Consider the following 15,901-nt stretch of genomic DNA (forward strand, 5'->3'; position numbering starts at 1 on the left):
CGAGGCAGGCAGGATGCCGGCGAACGCGCACGGCGAGGGCCCGATCAAAAAAAACGGCACCGGCATCGCCCACGGCAGCGTGTGGCGACGTCGGTGCCGAGGCAGGCGCGACGCCTGCTGCGGGGACACGCGCGACGGCAGCGCCGTCGCCAGCGCAAGGCTCAGCTGGCCATGCGCAGGATCGGCTTGAGGGTGATGCCGCTGCTGCTGTCGGCGGCGGCCTGGTTGATGTCGCTCAACGGATAGAACTTCACCAGCTTGTCGAACGGGAAGCGGCCCTGCTGGTACAGCGTCACCAGTTGCGGAATGAACACCTGCGGCACGCTGTCGCCCTCGACGATGCCGCGGATGCTGCGTCCGCCCAGCAGCAGGTTGTTGACGTCGAAACCGGCCATGGTGCCGAGCTTGGGTGCGCCGACCACGCCGATCGTGCCCAGGCTGGCCAACGCTTCGATGCCCGCCTCCAGCAACTGCGGACGCCCGGTGGATTCGAGCGCGAAGTCGGCGCCGCCGCCGGTGATCGCGCGCACCGCTTCCACCAGATCGCCTTCGCGGTTGTCGATCACGTGCGTGGCGCCCAGTTCCTTGGCCAGCGCCAGCCGCGACGGCACCACGTCCACGGCGATGATGCAGGCGGCGCCGGCCACGTGCGCGGCCATCACCGCGCTGAGTCCGACCGCACCGGCGCCGATCGCCACGAAGCTGCTGCCAGGACGCACCTTCAGCGCATTGATCACCGCGCCGGCTCCGGTCTGGATGCCGCAGCCCAGCGGGCCGAGCAGTTCCAGCGGCGCCTCGCGCGACACCCTGATCGCATTGTTCTCGCGCGCCAGCGCATAGGTAGCGAACGAGGACTGGGCGAAGAAGTGGTCGTGCAGCGGCTGCCCGTGCAGATCCTCGATGGCGGTATGGCCATGCGCGTCGGCACCGCCGAAGTTGCGCGGGAAGAACTCCTGGCAATACGCGGCATGCCCGCCATCGCAGGGATTGCAGTGGCCGCAGGCGCCATAGGTGAGCACCACGTGGTCGCCGACCTGCAGGCTCTTGACGTTGGGACCCAGCGCTTCGACCACGCCGGCGCCCTCATGGCCGAGCACCGCCGGCAGCGGCACCGGATAGTACTGATCGCGCACGATCAGGTCGGTGTGGCACAGGCCGGTGGCCACCACCCGCACCAGCACCTCGTCGTCCTGCGGCGCGCGGATGCGCGCCTGCTCGATGGTGAAGGGCTGTTGCGGCGCGTGCGCGACCGCCACGGTGATCTCGCGTTTATCGGTTGCTGCGTTCATCGCACTGTCTCCTGGGGTTCAAAGCGGATAGGCGGGCGCTGCGCCCTTGACGGTCAGCCATTGCCATTGGGTGAATTCCTCCCAGTTGGCGGGGCCGCCGATGCTGCTGCCGTTGCCCGACGCGCCGACGCCGCCGAACGGATTGATGACCTCGTCGTTGACGGTCTGGTCGTTGATGTGCAGCAGGCCGGTGCGCAACTGCTCGCCCAGCGCCAGCGCGCGGCCCACATCGGCCGACAGCACCGCCATCGACAGGCCGTATTCGGTGTCGTTGGCCAGGGCCACGGCCTCGGCGTCGGTGTCGAACGGCACCACCACCGCCACCGGAGCGAAGATCTCCTCGCGGAAGGCCGGGTTGTCGGGGGTGACGTCGCTGAGCACGGTGGGCTCGAAGAACAGGTCGCGGTAGCCGCCGCCGGCGGCGACGGTGGCACCGGCCTCGCGCGCGGCCGCGACCAGGCGCGCGGCGTGATCGCGCTGGGTCGCATCGATCAACGGGCCGAGCGCGACCTCGCCGCTGGCCGGGTCGCCGACGCTCAGGCTCCTGGCCTTGGCCGCCAGCCGCTCGACGAACTGCGGGTAGAGTGCGCGCTGCACCAGCACGCGGCCGGCGGACATGCAGATCTGGCCCTGGTGCAGATACGCGCCCCAGGCGGTGTTGGCGATCGCCAGATCCAGGTCGGCATCGTCGAGCACGATCAGCGAGTTCTTGCCGCCCAGCTCCAGCGACACCTTCTTCAGATGACGGCTGGCCGCCTCGCCGACCTTGCGCCCGGCCGCGGTGGAACCGGTGAACTGGATCATCGCCACGTGCGGATCGGCGGTCAGTGCGGCGCCGGCGCCGCCATCGCCGGGCAGCACGTGCAGCACGCCGGCCGGCAGGCCGGCCAGTTCGAACAGCCGCGCGATGACCGCGCCGCCGCAGATCGCGGTGCGCGGATCGGGCTTGAGCACCACCGCGTTGCCCAGCGCCAGCGCCGGCGCCACCGCGCGCATGGCCAGGTACAGCGGGAAATTGAACGGCGCGATGACGCCGACCACGCCCAGCGGACGGCGCCGCGCCAGACTCAGGCGCCCCGCCGCGGAGGGCAGCACCTCGCCGGCGCTGCGCGACGGCAGCGCCGCCGCTTCGTGCAGGGCGGTGGCGCACAGGGCCGCTTCGAAGCCGGCCTTGCCTTGGGTGGAACCGCTCTCGCGCACCAGCCAATCGGCGATCTCCTGCTGGAACCGCTCGGCCAGTTGCGCGGCCTGGCGCAGTACCTGCGCGCGTTGCGCATACGGCGCCGCGGCCCAGCCGCGTTGCGCCTGCGCAGCGGCGGCGGCCGAGACCGCGACCTGCGCCGGGCCAGCCAGGCCGACGCGGCCGAGCTGCTCTCCGCTGGCCGGCGCGATCGCCTCCGCGCTCTCGGTGGCGGCCTGCCACTGACCGGTGAAAAGCGCTCCGTGCCAGAAATCGTGCTGCAGCAAAAGCGTATCGTTCATGCGGGTGTTCTCCTGGGAATCGGGGTTGCCGGTCATGCCAGTCGCGCGCTCAGGAAGGCGGCGGCATGTTCGATGGCGCGCACGGCGGCCGGCAGCACGCCGGCCATTTCGACGAAGCCGTGCACCATGCCCGGCAGTTCGACGTACTCCACCGCCACCCCGGCCGTGCGCAGGGCATCGGCGTAGTGGCGGCCGTCGTCGCGCAGCACGTCGCAGGCGGCGGTGTAGATCAAGGCCGGTGGCAGTCCGCGCAGATCGGCCGCGCGCAGCGGCGACAGCCGGCTGTCGCTGGGGTCGTACTCGGCCACGAACGGCGCCGACATCGCCTGCATCACCGCCAGCGTCAGCGGCGGCACATGCGCGTTCTCGTGGCGCGCCGCAAAGTCCTGCGATGCCGGCGACAGATCCGTACTCGGATAGAACAGCGCCTGCGCGCGCAGCGCCACCGCACTGCCGCGCAACTGCTGACAGGCCACCGCCGCCAGACTGCCGCCGGCGCTGTCGCCGGCCACGGCCAGGCGGCCGGCATCCAGGCCCAGCTCGCCGGCATGCGCCGCCAGCCAGGCGATCGCCGCGACCACGTCCTGCGGGCCGGCCGGGGCCGGATGTTCCGGCGCCAGCCGGTAGTCCACCGCCACCACCGCGCACGCGGCCGCCTGCGCCAGGCGCCGGCAGACCGGATCGTGGGTGTCCAGATCGCCGGCACTCCAGCCGCCGCCGTGCAGATAGACGATGGCCGCGGTGGCCTGCGGCGCGCTGACCGGCCGATACAGGCGCAGCGGGATCGGACCGGCCGGCCCCGTGGCGGTCAGCGCACGGACCTCGGCCACCGGCAACGGCGTGCCGCCGAGCAGCGCGCCGATCTGACCGTAGGCCTGGCGCAGCTGCGGGATCGGCAGGGTCTCCAGCGGGGGCGCGCCGCTGGCGGCCATGCCTTGCAACACCGCCAGCACGTCCGGCGCCAGCCGCGAAGGGTCGAAGAGAGGGGACTGCATGGCGTTCGCTCCAGGAAAGGACAGAGGTGAGGACACGGGGGTCAGTGGGCGCCGCCGGTGCGCGGCGGCAGGCCGCGGCGACGCGCGCACGGCGGGCCGGGCGGGTGGATCATCCCTGGTCGCCGCCGCCCACCGGCAGCACCGTCCCGGTGATGTAGGAAGCCTCGTCCGAGGCCAGGAACAGGATCGCCGCGGCCTGCTCGTCGAGCGTGCCGTAGCGTTTCATCAGGCTCGATTCCACGGTCTGCGCGACGATCTGCTGATACCAGGCCTGCGCCTGCGCGCTCTGCGCATCGGCATTGCGCGGCACCCGCCGCGGCGGCGCCTCGGTACCGCCCGGGGCGACCGCGTTGACGCGGATGCCATGCGCGGCGTGCTCGAACGCCAGGCACGCGGTCAGCGCGTTGACCCCGCCCTTGGCCGCGCCGTACGGCACGCGATGGATGCTGCGGGTGGCGATGGAGGAGACGTTGACGATCGCCCCGCCACCCTGCGCGATCATGTACGGCAGCGCCGCGCGGCATCCCCACAGCGCCGGGAACAACGAGCGCCGCACCTCGGCCTCGATCTGCGCCGGGGTGTATTCCTGGTACGGCTGCGCCCAGATGGTGCCGCCGACGTTGTTCACCAGCACGTCGATGCGGCCCATCTGCGCCTGCGCGAACTGCATCGCCCGCGCGTTTTCCTCGTAGTGTTCCAGGTCGGCCACCAGCGTGGCGACTTCGGCCGGCGCCAGTGCCTGGGACAGTTCGGCGACATGGTCGGCGCGGTCCACCAGCACCAGCCGTGCGCCCTCGGCGGCGGCACGCTCGGCCACGCGCAGGCCGATGCCCTGCGCCGCGCCGGTAATCACCACCACCTTGCCGGCGAAACGCGCGCTCATGCGGCCCGTTCCTGCACCGGCGCCACGGCGCTGGGGGTGAACTTCTCGTAGTGGAAGGCGGCCGGAACCAGCCCGATGCCGGAAAAATGCGTGCGCACCGCTTCGACCATCGGCGGCGGTCCGCACAGGTACACGTCCACGTCGCCGCCGTGCAGGGCGTGCGCCGGCAGGTGCTCGGTGACGTAGCCGGTGCGCGGATGCGCCGCCGCCGGATCGACCACGCAGGTATCGAACGTGAACCAGTCGGCCTGCTCGGCCAGCGCCTGCAGGCGCTCCAGCAGCACCAGATCGGCGCCGCGGGTCACGCCGTACATCAGATGCACCGGATGCGCGCAGCCGCTGGCCTGCAATTGCGCCAGCATCGACAGGAACGGCGCCAGGCCGGTGCCGCCGGCCAGCAACAGCAGCGGCCGGGTGATCTCGCGCAGGTAGAAGCTGCCCAGCGGGCCGTTGAGGTCCAGGACCTGTCCCGGCGTGGCCGTGTCCAGGTAGGCGCTCATCAGGCCACCGGGGACGCGCCGGATGAGGAAGGTCAGCGTGGACGCGCCCGGCGCGGAACTGAAGGAATACGCGCGCAACTGGCCGCTGCCGGGCACGGCGATGTTGACGTACTGGCCGGGCAGGAAGGCCGGCGCCGGGCCGATCGTCTCCAGGGTCAGTTCCAGCGCGGCGTCGGCATGCGCGACCACCGCCGCCACCGTGGCCTGGAAGTGCACGCTCCCGGTCTTGCAGGCGAGCGAGGTCGCCGGCACCGCCACGGCGCAGTCCGACTGCGGCCGCATCTGGCAGGTCAGGACCATGCCGGCGGCGGCTTCATCGGCGCTGAGCGCGTCCTCGATGTAGTCCTCGCCCAGATCGTAGCGCCCACGTTCGGCGCGGCACTTGCAGGTGCCGCACACGCCGTCGGCGCAATCCATCGGCAGGTTGATGCGCTGGCGGAAGGCGGCGTCGAGCACCGTCTCGCCGTCGTTGCAGTCGATGAAGCGGGTGATGCCGTCTTCGAAATTCAGCGCGATGCGATAGGACATGGCGGTTGCTCGCAGGTGCGTGCCGATCAGACGTGGTAGACGTCGACGACCTGGCGGATGTAATCGTTCTTCAGCACGATGGTCTTGCGCGCGATGCGCAGCGCGTCGTCCTGCCGGCGCAGGGTCAGCGTCACCGTGCCGAAGAATTGGTCGGTGACCTTGTAGCGATGGCTGAGCGTGTGGAAATTGTGCCGCACCTCGATGTCCTGCCCGTGCTCGGACAGCACCTCGATGTTGCTCAGGTTGTGGCTGGTGCGCGGCTCCGGCGTGGAGGCGCCGGAGCGCTCGGTCTTGATCCGGAACACGCGGTCTTCCAGCCCGGAGCGATCGGCGTAGTAGATCAGCGAGATCTGCGACTGCGGATCGTCGGTGAGGCGGTCGTCGTCGTCCCAGGCCGGCATCCAGTACACCGCGTCCTCGGCGTACAGGGTCAGCCACTCGTCCCACTGGCGGTCGTCGAGCAGGCGCGCCTCGCGGTACAGGAAGGCGCAGATGGTCTGGTAGTCGGTGCTCATGCCGTACCCTCGCGTTCGCGTGCGATCGCCTCGCGCATCGCCTCCGCCCAGTACGCGTGCTGGCGCACGAACAGGCCTTCGTCCTCGCTGCGCTCGCCCGACAGCAGCGGCGCCAGTCCCATCCGCCGCGCATTCTCGTCGGGGCCGTCGATCCACAACGGCGCGCCGCGGCTGAGATCGTTCCACGGCGCCGCGCCGGCGGCGTAGCCGGCCTGGCACGCGCGGAACTCCTCCAGGTCGTCGGCGGTGCCCATCCCCGAGACGTTGAAGAAATCCTCGTACTGGCGGATGCGCAGCGCACGGTCGCGCGCGCTTTCGCCCTTGGGCGCGAAGCAGAAGATGCTGACCTCGGTCTTGTCCACGTCCAGCGGCCTGACCACGCGGATCTGCGTGGAGAACTGGTCCATCAGGAACAGGTTCGGATACAGACACAGGTTGCGCGTCTGCTCGACGATGAACGCGGCGCGGTCGGCGCCCAGGCGCTGCGCCAGTTCCTCGCGCTGCGCGTACACCGGGCGCACTTCCGGGTTCATGGTCTTGGTCCACAGCAGGATGTGGCCGTTCTCGAAGCCGTACACGCCGGCGACGCTCTTGCTCCAGCTGCCGGCATCGACCGCCGGGGTGCCTTCCTGCTTGCGCCGGCTCATGGTGGCGGCGTAATTCCAGTGCACGGTGCTGACGTGGTAGCCGTCGCAGCCGTTCTCCATCTGCAGCTTCCAGTTGCCGTCGTAGACATAGGACGAGTTGCCGCGCAGCACTTCCAGCCCCTGCGGCGCCTGATCGACGATCTGGTCGATGATGATCCGGGTCTGCCCCAGGAACTCGTGCAGTGGCGCCACGTCCTCGCGCAGGCTGCCGAACAGGAAGCCGCGGTAGCTCTCGAAGCGCGGCACGCGCTTGAGATCGTGGCTGCCGTCCTGGCCGAACTGCGGCGGGTACTGGGTGGTCTTCTCGTCCTTGACCTTGAGCAGCTTGCCGGTATTGGAGAAGGTCCAGCCATGGAACGGACAGGTGAAGCTGCCCTTGTTGCCGTGCTTGCGCCGGCACAGCATCGCGCCGCGATGCGCGCAGGCGTTGATGACCGCGTGCAGTTCGCCGTGCTTGTCGCGGGTGATCACCACCGGCTGACGGCCGATGTAGGTGCTGTAGTAGTCGTTCGGCGCGGGGATCTGGCTCTCGTGCGCCAGATAGATCCAGTTGCCCTCGAAGATGTGCTTCATCTCCAGCTCGAACAGGTCGGCGTTGGTGAAGATGTCGCGGCGGCAGCGGAACCTGCCTTCGGCATGGTCGTCCTGCACGGCGCTGGCGAGCAGGTCGTCGAGCGCGGTCGCTTTGTCGATGACGGCGGACATGTGGCGTTGTCTCCTGGGGGAAGGCGGCGGCCGTGCGCGGCGGCAGGCCGCCGCGACGACGACGGACGCGGTTGGCGCAGCAGACGCCTAGGCGGCGGCGCGCCGGCGCAGCGGGTTGGCCTGGTTGTCGACGCCGTCGACAAGCGCGGTGAGGCGGAAGTCGAAATGGATCTCGGCGAACGGACCGTCCACGCCATTGGCGGCGATGCTGGCCGCGTCGCTGTGCTCGACGATCGCCGGCACCAGGCCGTCACGGGTGGCGTAGGCGAAGTCGTCGTTGACCAGCGGGTCGCCGGCGATGTTGATCTGCGTGGTCAGCTTGCGGTGGCCGTCGGCGCCGACGAAGAAGTGGATGTGCGCCGGACGCTGGCCATGGCGGCCGAGCGCGAACAGCAGGCGTTCGGTCGGGCTGCCCGGCGGCACGCCGTAGCCCTTGGGCACGATGCTCTGGAAACGGTACTGGCCGTTGTCGTCGGCGACGATGGTGCGGCGCATGTTGAACGGCGCCTGCTTGCCGGTGGGATCGAAGTGCGAATAGAAACCGCGCGTGTCGCAGTGCCACACCTCCACCGTGGCGCCGGGCAGCGGGCGGCCGTCGGCGGCGTACACGGTGCCGTGCATGATCAGGGTATGGCCGTTTTCGTCGCTGCCGTCGTCGAGCCGGGCGAAGCCGTGCGCCACCGGCGCACCGGCCACGTACAGCGGCCCTTCGATGGTGCGCGGGGTCGGATTGTCGATGCCCAGTTCGGCGTCGATGGCGTCCAGGCGCAGGTCCAGGAAGTGGTCAACGCCCAGCCCGGGCGAGATCAGCCCGGCCTGACCGGCCGCACCCAGGTCGTTGAGCCAGGCGACGGCGGTCCAGTATTCGTCGGGGGTGACGTTCAGGTCGTCGATGGCCTTGAACAGGTCCGACAACAACCGGTGCATGATCTGCTTCGCCCGTGCGTCGCCGCCGGCCTGGTCCAAACCGCAGACCGACCGCAGAAATGCCTGCACGTTCGCAGTCTCGAAAATCTTGACGCTCATCGTATGGTCCCTTCTTTGCTCATGGTGGCGTTGGCTGCCTTGAGACGTTCCCCTCCCCAGGGAAGCGTCGTTGCTTCGGTTCTAGCGATCGTCCTCGTACAGCGAGGACGGGTGCCGGCACAGCGGCGTGACGGCGATACGCATGTAGGGAAACAGCGGCAGCGACAGCAGCAGGGCGTGCAACTGGGTGTTGTCGGCCACGTCGAAGATGCTGACGTTGGCGTATTGCCCGACCACCCGCCAGATGTGCCGCCACTGGCCGCTGCGCTGCAGTTCCTGGAAACGCGCCTTTTCCTGCGCCTTGAGTTGCTCGGCGCGCTCGGGCGGCATGTCGCCGGGCAGGTTCACTTCCATGGTCACGTGGAACAGCATGGTCATGGCTCCTGGCTGGGCGCGACCGGCACCGCCACGCGGCGGCGGTCGCGACGGAAGGCATCCACCCGCGCCTCGTCCAGGGCGATGCCCAGGCCCGGCGCGCGCGGTACGTGCAGATGGAAATCCTCGTAGCGCAGCGGCTCGGCGAGGATCTCTTCGGTCAGCAGCAGCGGCCCGAACAGTTCGGTGCCCCACTGCAGATGGGGGAAGGTGGCGAAGACATGGGCCGAGGCGATGCTGCCGATCGCCCCTTCCAGCATCGTGCCGCCGTACAGGCCGATGCCGGCGGCATCGGCGATCGCGGCGACCTTCTGCGCGGCGAACAGGCCGCCGGATTGTTCGATCTTCACCGCGAACACGTCGGCGGCGCCCTGCTGGGCGGCCTGGAAGGCGCTGTCCGGGCCGTTGAGCATCTCATCGGCCATCAGCGCGATCGGGAAGCGCCGCATCAGCCGCCGCATCGCCGCCAGCGACGCCACCGGCTGTTCGACCAGTTCGCAGCCAGCGTCGGCCAGCGCCGGCAGCGCGCGCACCGCCTCGGTCTCGCTCCAGGCCATGTTGACGTCCACCCGCACCGCGCCGCGCGCCCCCAACGCGCGCTTGATCGCCGCCACGTGGGCCACGTCCTCGGCGACGCTGCGCGTGCCGATCTTCAGCTTGAACACGTTGTGCCGGCGCTCGGCGAGCATGCGTTCGGCCTCGGCGATGTCGCGTTCGGTGTCGCCGGAGGCCAGCGTCCACGCCACCGGCAGGCGATCGCGCAGGCGCCCGCCCAGCAGCTCGGACACCGGCAGGCCGAGCCGCTGGCCGTGGGCGTCGAGCAGCGCGGTCTCGATCGCGCACTTGGCGAAATGGTTGCCCTTGACCAGGCCGCCGATCCGCTGCATCAGCGCCTGCACCGCGCAGGCATCGGCCCCGACCAGCAGCGGCGCGATGTAGCGGTCGATCGTCAACTGCATGCCTTCCGGGCTCTCCGCGCCGTAGGCCAGACCGGCGATCGTGGTGCCCTCGCCCAGCCCGACCACGCCGTCGCTGCAATGCAGGCGCACCAGCATCAGGGTCTGCCCGCGCATCGTCGCCATCGACAGGCGATGCGGGCGGATCGTGGGCAGGTCGAGCAGCAGCGTCTCGACGCGTTCGACGGTGGCGGTGGTGGGGTGCGGTGACATGGCGCCGATTCTTGGCCCGGCACGGCACTGCCGTCCAAGACTGAATGCAGCACCATTTCATACCCTGAAGATATAGTATGGCGGGAAACCTAGACGTTCATGATTTGCTGCAGCACAGCATACTTTGAATGTCATGTAACTTTCCGCCACAGCGAGCGTCTATGGATCTGCGTCAACTCCGCTACTTCGTGGCCGTCGCCCGCGAACGCAACTTCACCCGTGCCGCAGAAATCCTGCATATCGCGCAACCGCCGCTGAGCCGGCAGATCCAGCAGATCGAGCAGCAACTGGGCGTGCCGCTGCTGGTACGGCGCAGCCGCCCGCTGCGTCTCACCGACGCCGGACGGCTGTTCTACGAGGAAGCGCTGCAGGTGCTGGGCCGGGTCGAGCAGATGACCGAGGCCGCGCGCCGGCTCGGCCGCAGCGAGCGCCGCGTGGCCTCGATCGGCTTCGTCGCCTCCACCCTGTACGGCGGTCTGCCCACGGTGGTGCGGCGCCTGCGCCAGGCGCGACCGGACCTGGAAGTGCGCCTGGTCGAGCTGATGTCCAGCCAGCAGGTGGAAGCGCTGAAGGAAGGCCGCATCGACCTGGGCTTCGGCCGCGTGCGCAGCAGCGACCAGCATGTCGAACGCCTGGTCCTGCGCGAGGAGCGCCTGGTCGCGGCGATCCCGATGGAACACCCGCTGGCCGCGGAGGACGCGCCGCTGCCGCCGGCGGCGCTGGCCGGGCAACGGCTGCTGCTCTATCCCAGCCATCCGCGCCCCAGCTTCGCCGATCAGGTGCTGTCGCTGCTGCAGGATCACGGCGCGCATCCCAGCGAACTGCAGGAGGTGCGCGAGCTGCAGACCGCGCTGGGCCTGGTCGCGGCCGAGAGCGGGATCTGCCTGATCCCGGCCTCGGCGCGGTCGATGCGCAGCGACCTGCATTACCGCCTGATCGACGACGAACACGCCACCTCGCCGATCATCATGAGTTATCGCCGCAACGACGACTCCGGCCTGGTGGAACTGACCAAGCAACTGATCCGCGAGATGTATGCCGAGCATCCGCCGTGGCTGGACGTGTCCTACAACCGCTGGAACGCACCGTAACCCCGGCCACCGGCGCCTATCCGGCATACACTGGCCGCCGCGCGCGGCCCCGTGCCCACGCGCGCCGCCCCTTCGCCGCCGCCGACGCCATGCCTCCCACCTCGCTTGCCCCCGCCTCCGACGACCCGATCGCCCTGACCCGCCGATGGCTGGAGCGCGCGGTGATCGGGCTGAACCTGTGTCCGTTCGCCAAGGCGGTGTACGTCAAGCAGCAGGTGCGTTTCGTGCTCAGCGATGCGAGTACGCCCGAGGCACTGCTCGAACAGCTGGCCGAGGAACTGGTGCTGCTGCGCGACACCCCGGCCGAGCAGATCGACACCACGTTGATCGTGCATCCGGACGTGCTGCAGGACTTCCTGGACTACAACGACTTCCTCGACAACGCCGACGCCGCGGTCGAGGCGCTGGACCTGCACGGCATCCTGCAGGTGGCCAGCTTCCATCCGCAGTACCAGTTCGCCGGCACCGCGGCGGACGACATCGGCAACTACACCAACCGCGCGCCCTACCCGACCCTGCACCTGCTGCGCGAGGACAGCGTGGAGCGCGCGGTGGCCGCGTTCCCCGACGCCGACGTGATCGTCGAGCGCAATCTGCAGACCCTGGAGACGCTGGGGCTGGAGGGCTGGAAGCGGGCGGTTGGGGAGCGGGATTCGTGATTTGGGATTCGGGATTCGTAGAAGCGGGATTTGCGACGGTGCGTGGCGCCACGCGCTTTTGCCAATCCCCAATCCCGACTCCCTAATCCCGGCCCTCGAACAGCACCGCCACGTCCGCCGCCTCCAGCACCCGCCACTGCCCCGAGGGCAGATCGTCCAGGCCGAAGCCGCCGATGCGGCTGCGGTGCAGTGCGGCCACGTGGTTGCCGACGGCCGCGAACATGCGCCGCACCTGGTGGTAGCGGCCTTCGTGCAGGGCCACGCGCACCTGCCGCGGCCCCAGCGTCTCCAGTTGCACCGGCAGCAGCGGCGTGGTCTCGCCGTCGAGCATCAGCGTGCCGCTGGCGAACTGCGCGGCCTCGTCGCCGCGCAGGTCCTCGGCCAGGGTGGCCTCGTAGACCTTGGCCAGCCGCGCCTTGGGCGAGACGATGCGATGCAGCAGCGCACCGTCGTCGGTCATCAGCAGCAGACCGCTGGTGTCGCGGTCCAGCCGCCCCACCGTGGACAGCAGCGGCGAGCGCAGGCGGAAGCGCGGCGGCAGCAGATCGTAGACGATGCGCCCCGGATCCTTGGTCGAGCAGGTGTAGCCCACCGGCTTGTGCAGCGCCAGGATCAGCCCGGGCGGCGGGTCCAGCGGCTCGCTGTCGACGCGGATCGTGGCGTGCGGCACTTGGTCGTCGGCATACAGCACCTCGCCCTCAGCGTCGGTGATGCGGCCCTCACGGAACATCAGCGCCACCTGCTTGCGGCTGCCGTAGCCCAGGTTGGCCAGGTGCTTGACCAGTTTCATCGGCGCGCTCCGGCACGGCTGCGCACCGCGTGGATCAGCTTGAAGCCGTCGCGGGTGGCGAGCACCTCGGTCTCCCCGAAGCTGGCGTCGAGCACCGCCTCGTAGGGCAGATGCCGGTTGGCGACCAGGAACAGCCGCCCGCCGGGCGCCAGCGCCTGCGCCGCCACCGCGATGAAGCGCCGGCCGATGTCCGGCCGCTCCATCCGCCCCGGCGCATGGAACGGCGGATTGCTGACGATGACGTCGTACTGCCCCGGCAGTCCGGTGGTCACGTCGTGCCAGTGGAAACCCAGCGTCGGGACGGCCGGTGCCTGCGCCAGATTCGCGCGCGCCAGCGCCAGCGCGCGCGCGTCGGCCTCGAACAGATCCAGCGCGATCAGTTGCGGGCAGCGCGCCAGCAGTTCGGCCGACAGGTAGCCGTAGCCGGCGCCGAGATCGGCGGCACGGCCGCGCAGATCGGCGGGCAGGTGCTCGGCCAGCAGCGCCGAGGCCGGGTCGATGCGATCCCAGGCGAACACGCCCGGGCGGCTGCGGAAGCGACCGTCGAGAATCGGCCGCACCGCATCCAGCGTCGCCCAGCGCTGCTGCAGCGCGGCGTCGTGGCCGCCCTGCAACGGCGCGGTCCAGTACACCCGGCAGTGGTGCTTGGTCAGCTTGCCGCCGAGTCCAGCCAGTTGCTGCAAATCGTCCTCGCCGGAGCGCGCGCCCTCGTTGTTGGCCTGGCAGGCCACCACCATGCCGCCCGGCGCGGCCAGCGCCACGGCGCGCGCCAGCAGCGCCCGCGCTTCCTCGCGCTGGCGCGGCGGCAGCACCAGCACCAGCGCGTAGCCGCCGGTGTCGGCGGCGCCGTCCTGCTCCGCACGCACCGTCCAGCCGCCCTGCTGCAGCGCGCTGGCGAACGGCCGGTAGTCCTGCTCGCAGACCAGTTGCGGCGGCTGCGCGTGCTGGCGCAGCGCCCAGCCGTCGCGGGCGCGCAGGAACAGCACCTTGCCGGCAGGCCAGCGCAGCACGCCCTGGGCGAACGGCAGGAACAGGGTGTCGAGGGGGGCGTCTTGCGCAGCCGGCATCGGGCGTGAGTCATCGGAACAGGGACGCGCATTCTACCGGCAGTGCGCGGCGACCCCGGTTTTGCGCGAATCCAACGCATCATTGATGTTTCGGCAACATCGCCGCGCCTAGTCTGCAAGGTACCCAATGACCGGAGAGGCAGCATGCGCGCAGTGTTCATCGGCGGCGTCGTCGACAACAGCGAAGTGGACCTGGATGGCAGCCAGCCGCCGTTGCACTACCCGGAGAACACCGGCACCGGCCGTCCGCGCTACCGCCTGCACCAGCGCGGCGCACGCGACGACGGCAGCGTGGTGTATGCCGTCTACGCCGCCCCGGAGCTGGGCGATACCGAAGTGGAGCGCGTCTTCAACGAACGCGGCTACGCCCGCCGCTTCGGTGTGGAACCGGCGCCTGTGGAGCACTGACGCCAGGCTTTCGGCTCGGTCAATCAGACATGCAGGAGCGGCGTCGGCCGCGACCGGGCCTTGTCAGGCGCATCCCGGTCGCGGCCGACGCCGCTCCTGCACGCGTCAGCAGAGATGGAGTTGCCCTCGTGCTCACTCGCGCGATTTTCGATTGCAGCAAACAAGGCCGGCTTCCAGGAAGCGGCTGCGGTCGTGGTTTTCCCGTTTTTCGAAGCACGCGGCCGCGCAATGAGATGCGCGATGCAGCAGCCCTGGGGGCACGCGCCACACCGCCGCAGTGGTCCTTTGCAGGAACGGCCTAAGCCGCGATCGGGCTTCACCATGAAGCCCACGTCGCAGCCATCAATCCCGCATCGCGACCATGAACCCGCGCCGCGACCGAAGCCACCCCTACGATCGATGCGGAAACACGCGGCTAACCAGACCGCTCACTTCCCCGGCTTCGGCGTCACCCGCCACACCACATTGCCGACGTCGTCGGCGACCAGCAGCGCGCCCGGCTTGTCCACCGCCACGCCGACCGGGCGGCCCTGCGCACGGCCCTCGGCGTCGAGGAAGCCGGTCAGCACGTCCTGCGGTTTGCCGCTGGGCTTGCCGTTGGCGAAGGGCACGTAGATCACCTTGTAGCCCGACGGCGGGTCGCGGTTCCAGGAGCCGTGCTGGCCGATGAAGGCACCGCCGCGGTAGGGCTGCGGCAGCAGCGCACCTTCGTAGAAGGCCAGGCCCAGCGAGGCGGTATGCGCGCCCAGCGCGTAGTCCGGCTTGATCGCGCTGGCCACCATCTCCGGGTTCTGCGGCTGCACGCGCTCGTCCACGTGCTGGCCGTAGTAGCTGTACGGCCAGCCGTAGAAACCGCCCTCGCGCACCGAGGTCAGATAATCCGGCACCAGGTCGCTGCCGATCTCGTCGCGTTCGTTGACCACGGTCCACAGCGTGTCAGTGCCGGGCTGCCAGGCCAGGCCGACCGGATTGCGCAGGCCGCTGGCGAACACGCGGGTGGCGCCGCTGGCGGCGTCCACTTCCAGGATCGCGGCGCGGTTGAGTTCCTGCTCCATGCCGTTCTCGGCGACGTTGCTGTTGGAGCCGACGCCCACGTACAGCTTCTTGCCGTCGCGGCTGGCCAGCAGGCTCTTGGTCCAGTGGTGGTTGATGCCGCCGGGCAGGTTGGCGACGAAGCTGGGCGCGGCGGTGATCTGGGTGTCGCCGTCCTTGTACGGGAAGCTGACCAGGGCATCGGCATTGGCGATGTACAGACGGTCGCCGACCAGGGCCATGCCGAACGGCGAATACAGTCCCTTGAGGAACTGCGTGCGCACTTCGGCGACGCCATCGCCGTCGGCGTCGCGCAGCAGGGTGATGCGGTTGGCGCTGGGCACGGCGGCGCCGGCCTTGGCCATCATCGCGCCCTGGATCTTGTCGCGCAGGCCGCTGCTCTCCTTTTCCGGTGTCGGCGGCTCGGCGGTCTCGGCGACCAGCACGTCGCCGTTGGGCAGCACGTACAGCCAGCGCGGATGGTCCAGGTCGCGGGCGAAGGCCTGCACCGCCAGGTCGGCGGCCGGCATCGGTGCGGCGCCATCGGCCCAGCGCTTGACCTCCGCGACCTTGACCGTGGGGATCATGCGCTTGACCGGATCGGGCAACACCGGATCCGGCCCCATGCCCTCCTCGATGGCGTGCTTGGCGGTGTCGCCGCAGGCGGCGAGCAGGGCAGCACTGAGCGCACACAACACCCAACGGGCGCGAATCGGCGAAGACATGGCCATGTGTCTTGG

General features: G+C 70.0%; 16 protein-coding genes. 3 read left to right on the forward strand and 13 right to left on the reverse strand.

Translation table 11 applies throughout. From position 1 onward, the window contains the following. Positions 1–161: 161 nt before the first annotated feature. The 10 genes from SLW55_RS04285 to SLW55_RS04330 all read right to left on the reverse strand — a co-directional run bounded on the left by SLW55_RS04285 (position 162) and on the right by SLW55_RS04330 (position 10,114). Entirely contained in the window at positions 162–1,289 is a 1,128-nt protein-coding gene (locus SLW55_RS04285) for an NAD(P)-dependent alcohol dehydrogenase (RefSeq protein ID WP_017913080.1), read from the reverse strand. A gap of 18 nt (positions 1,290–1,307) precedes the next feature. Next, entirely contained in the window at positions 1,308–2,771 is a 1,464-nt protein-coding gene (locus SLW55_RS04290) for a benzaldehyde dehydrogenase (protein WP_267097236.1), read from the reverse strand. Between the two features lie 32 nt (positions 2,772–2,803). Next, positions 2,804–3,766 carry an alpha/beta hydrolase gene (locus tag SLW55_RS04295; protein WP_017908782.1) on the reverse strand — a complete coding sequence of 321 codons (963 nt, stop codon included), beginning with the start codon at positions 3,764–3,766 and terminating at the stop codon, positions 2,804–2,806. 109 nt (positions 3,767–3,875) lie between these two features. Then, positions 3,876–4,649, reverse strand: coding sequence for a 1,6-dihydroxycyclohexa-2,4-diene-1-carboxylate dehydrogenase (locus SLW55_RS04300; protein WP_152238512.1), 774 nt, complete (start codon positions 4,647–4,649; stop codon positions 3,876–3,878). Beyond that, positions 4,646–5,677: a benzoate 1,2-dioxygenase electron transfer component BenC gene (gene benC / locus SLW55_RS04305; RefSeq protein WP_152238511.1), complete on the reverse strand. Its 1,032-nt coding sequence runs from the start codon at positions 5,675–5,677 to the stop codon at positions 4,646–4,648. The genes SLW55_RS04300 and benC overlap by 4 nt, the downstream gene beginning before the upstream one ends. 26 nt (positions 5,678–5,703) lie before the next feature. Next, on the reverse strand, positions 5,704–6,192 hold the full coding sequence (gene benB, locus SLW55_RS04310; protein WP_017908779.1) for a benzoate 1,2-dioxygenase small subunit: 489 nt from the start codon (positions 6,190–6,192) through the stop codon (positions 5,704–5,706). Continuing rightward, on the reverse strand, positions 6,189–7,544 hold the full coding sequence (locus SLW55_RS04315) for a Rieske 2Fe-2S domain-containing protein (protein WP_152236513.1): 1,356 nt from the start codon (positions 7,542–7,544) through the stop codon (positions 6,189–6,191). Before SLW55_RS04315 ends, benB begins: the two co-directional genes overlap by 4 nt. 87 nt (positions 7,545–7,631) lie before the next feature. After that, the gene (gene catA / locus SLW55_RS04320) at positions 7,632–8,570 is read right to left on the reverse strand and encodes a catechol 1,2-dioxygenase (RefSeq protein ID WP_148828004.1); all 939 of its coding nucleotides are present in this window, start codon (positions 8,568–8,570) and stop codon (positions 7,632–7,634) included. Between the two features lie 81 nt (positions 8,571–8,651). Next, positions 8,652–8,942 (reverse strand): muconolactone Delta-isomerase, encoded by a 291-nt coding sequence (gene catC, locus SLW55_RS04325; protein ID WP_170268170.1) that lies wholly within the window; start codon positions 8,940–8,942, stop codon positions 8,652–8,654. 2 nt (positions 8,943–8,944) lie between these two features. Continuing rightward, positions 8,945–10,114, reverse strand: a complete 1,170-nt coding sequence (locus tag SLW55_RS04330) for a muconate/chloromuconate family cycloisomerase (protein WP_148828006.1) — start codon at positions 10,112–10,114, stop codon at positions 8,945–8,947. Positions 10,115–10,275: 161 nt separating this feature from the next. Here SLW55_RS04330 and SLW55_RS04335 point away from each other — a divergent pair, with 161 nt between their 5' ends. Beyond that, entirely contained in the window at positions 10,276–11,205 is a 930-nt protein-coding gene (locus SLW55_RS04335) for a LysR family transcriptional regulator (protein WP_017908774.1), read from the forward strand. Between the two features lie 89 nt (positions 11,206–11,294). Then, positions 11,295–11,864, forward strand: coding sequence for a DUF1415 domain-containing protein (locus tag SLW55_RS04340; RefSeq protein WP_267085765.1), 570 nt, complete (start codon positions 11,295–11,297; stop codon positions 11,862–11,864). 82 nt (positions 11,865–11,946) lie between these two features. On the opposite strand, the gene SLW55_RS04345 is transcribed toward SLW55_RS04340, so the two are convergent. Both SLW55_RS04345 and SLW55_RS04350 read right to left on the reverse strand, forming a co-directional pair. Then, a complete protein-coding gene (locus tag SLW55_RS04345) occupies positions 11,947–12,654 on the reverse strand; it encodes a pseudouridine synthase (protein ID WP_267097239.1) in 708 nt (235 codons plus the stop codon). Then, positions 12,651–13,721: a methyltransferase gene (locus tag SLW55_RS04350; protein ID WP_320744667.1), complete on the reverse strand. Its 1,071-nt coding sequence runs from the start codon at positions 13,719–13,721 to the stop codon at positions 12,651–12,653. The genes SLW55_RS04345 and SLW55_RS04350 overlap by 4 nt, the downstream gene beginning before the upstream one ends. Before the next feature lie 144 nt (positions 13,722–13,865). Here SLW55_RS04350 and SLW55_RS04355 point away from each other — a divergent pair, with 144 nt between their 5' ends. Beyond that, positions 13,866–14,129 carry a hypothetical protein gene (locus SLW55_RS04355; RefSeq protein WP_017908770.1) on the forward strand — a complete coding sequence of 88 codons (264 nt, stop codon included), beginning with the start codon at positions 13,866–13,868 and terminating at the stop codon, positions 14,127–14,129. Between the two features lie 428 nt (positions 14,130–14,557). Here the strand turns inward: SLW55_RS04355 and SLW55_RS04360 are convergent, their stop codons facing one another. After that, positions 14,558–15,892 carry a sorbosone dehydrogenase family protein gene (locus SLW55_RS04360; RefSeq protein WP_267117081.1) on the reverse strand — a complete coding sequence of 445 codons (1,335 nt, stop codon included), beginning with the start codon at positions 15,890–15,892 and terminating at the stop codon, positions 14,558–14,560. Positions 15,893–15,901: the final 9 nt, after the last annotated feature.

The sequence above is a fragment of the Xanthomonas sp. LF06-19 genome (genome assembly GCF_034105425.1).
GTDB lineage: Bacteria > Pseudomonadota > Gammaproteobacteria > Xanthomonadales > Xanthomonadaceae > Xanthomonas_A > Xanthomonas_A sontii.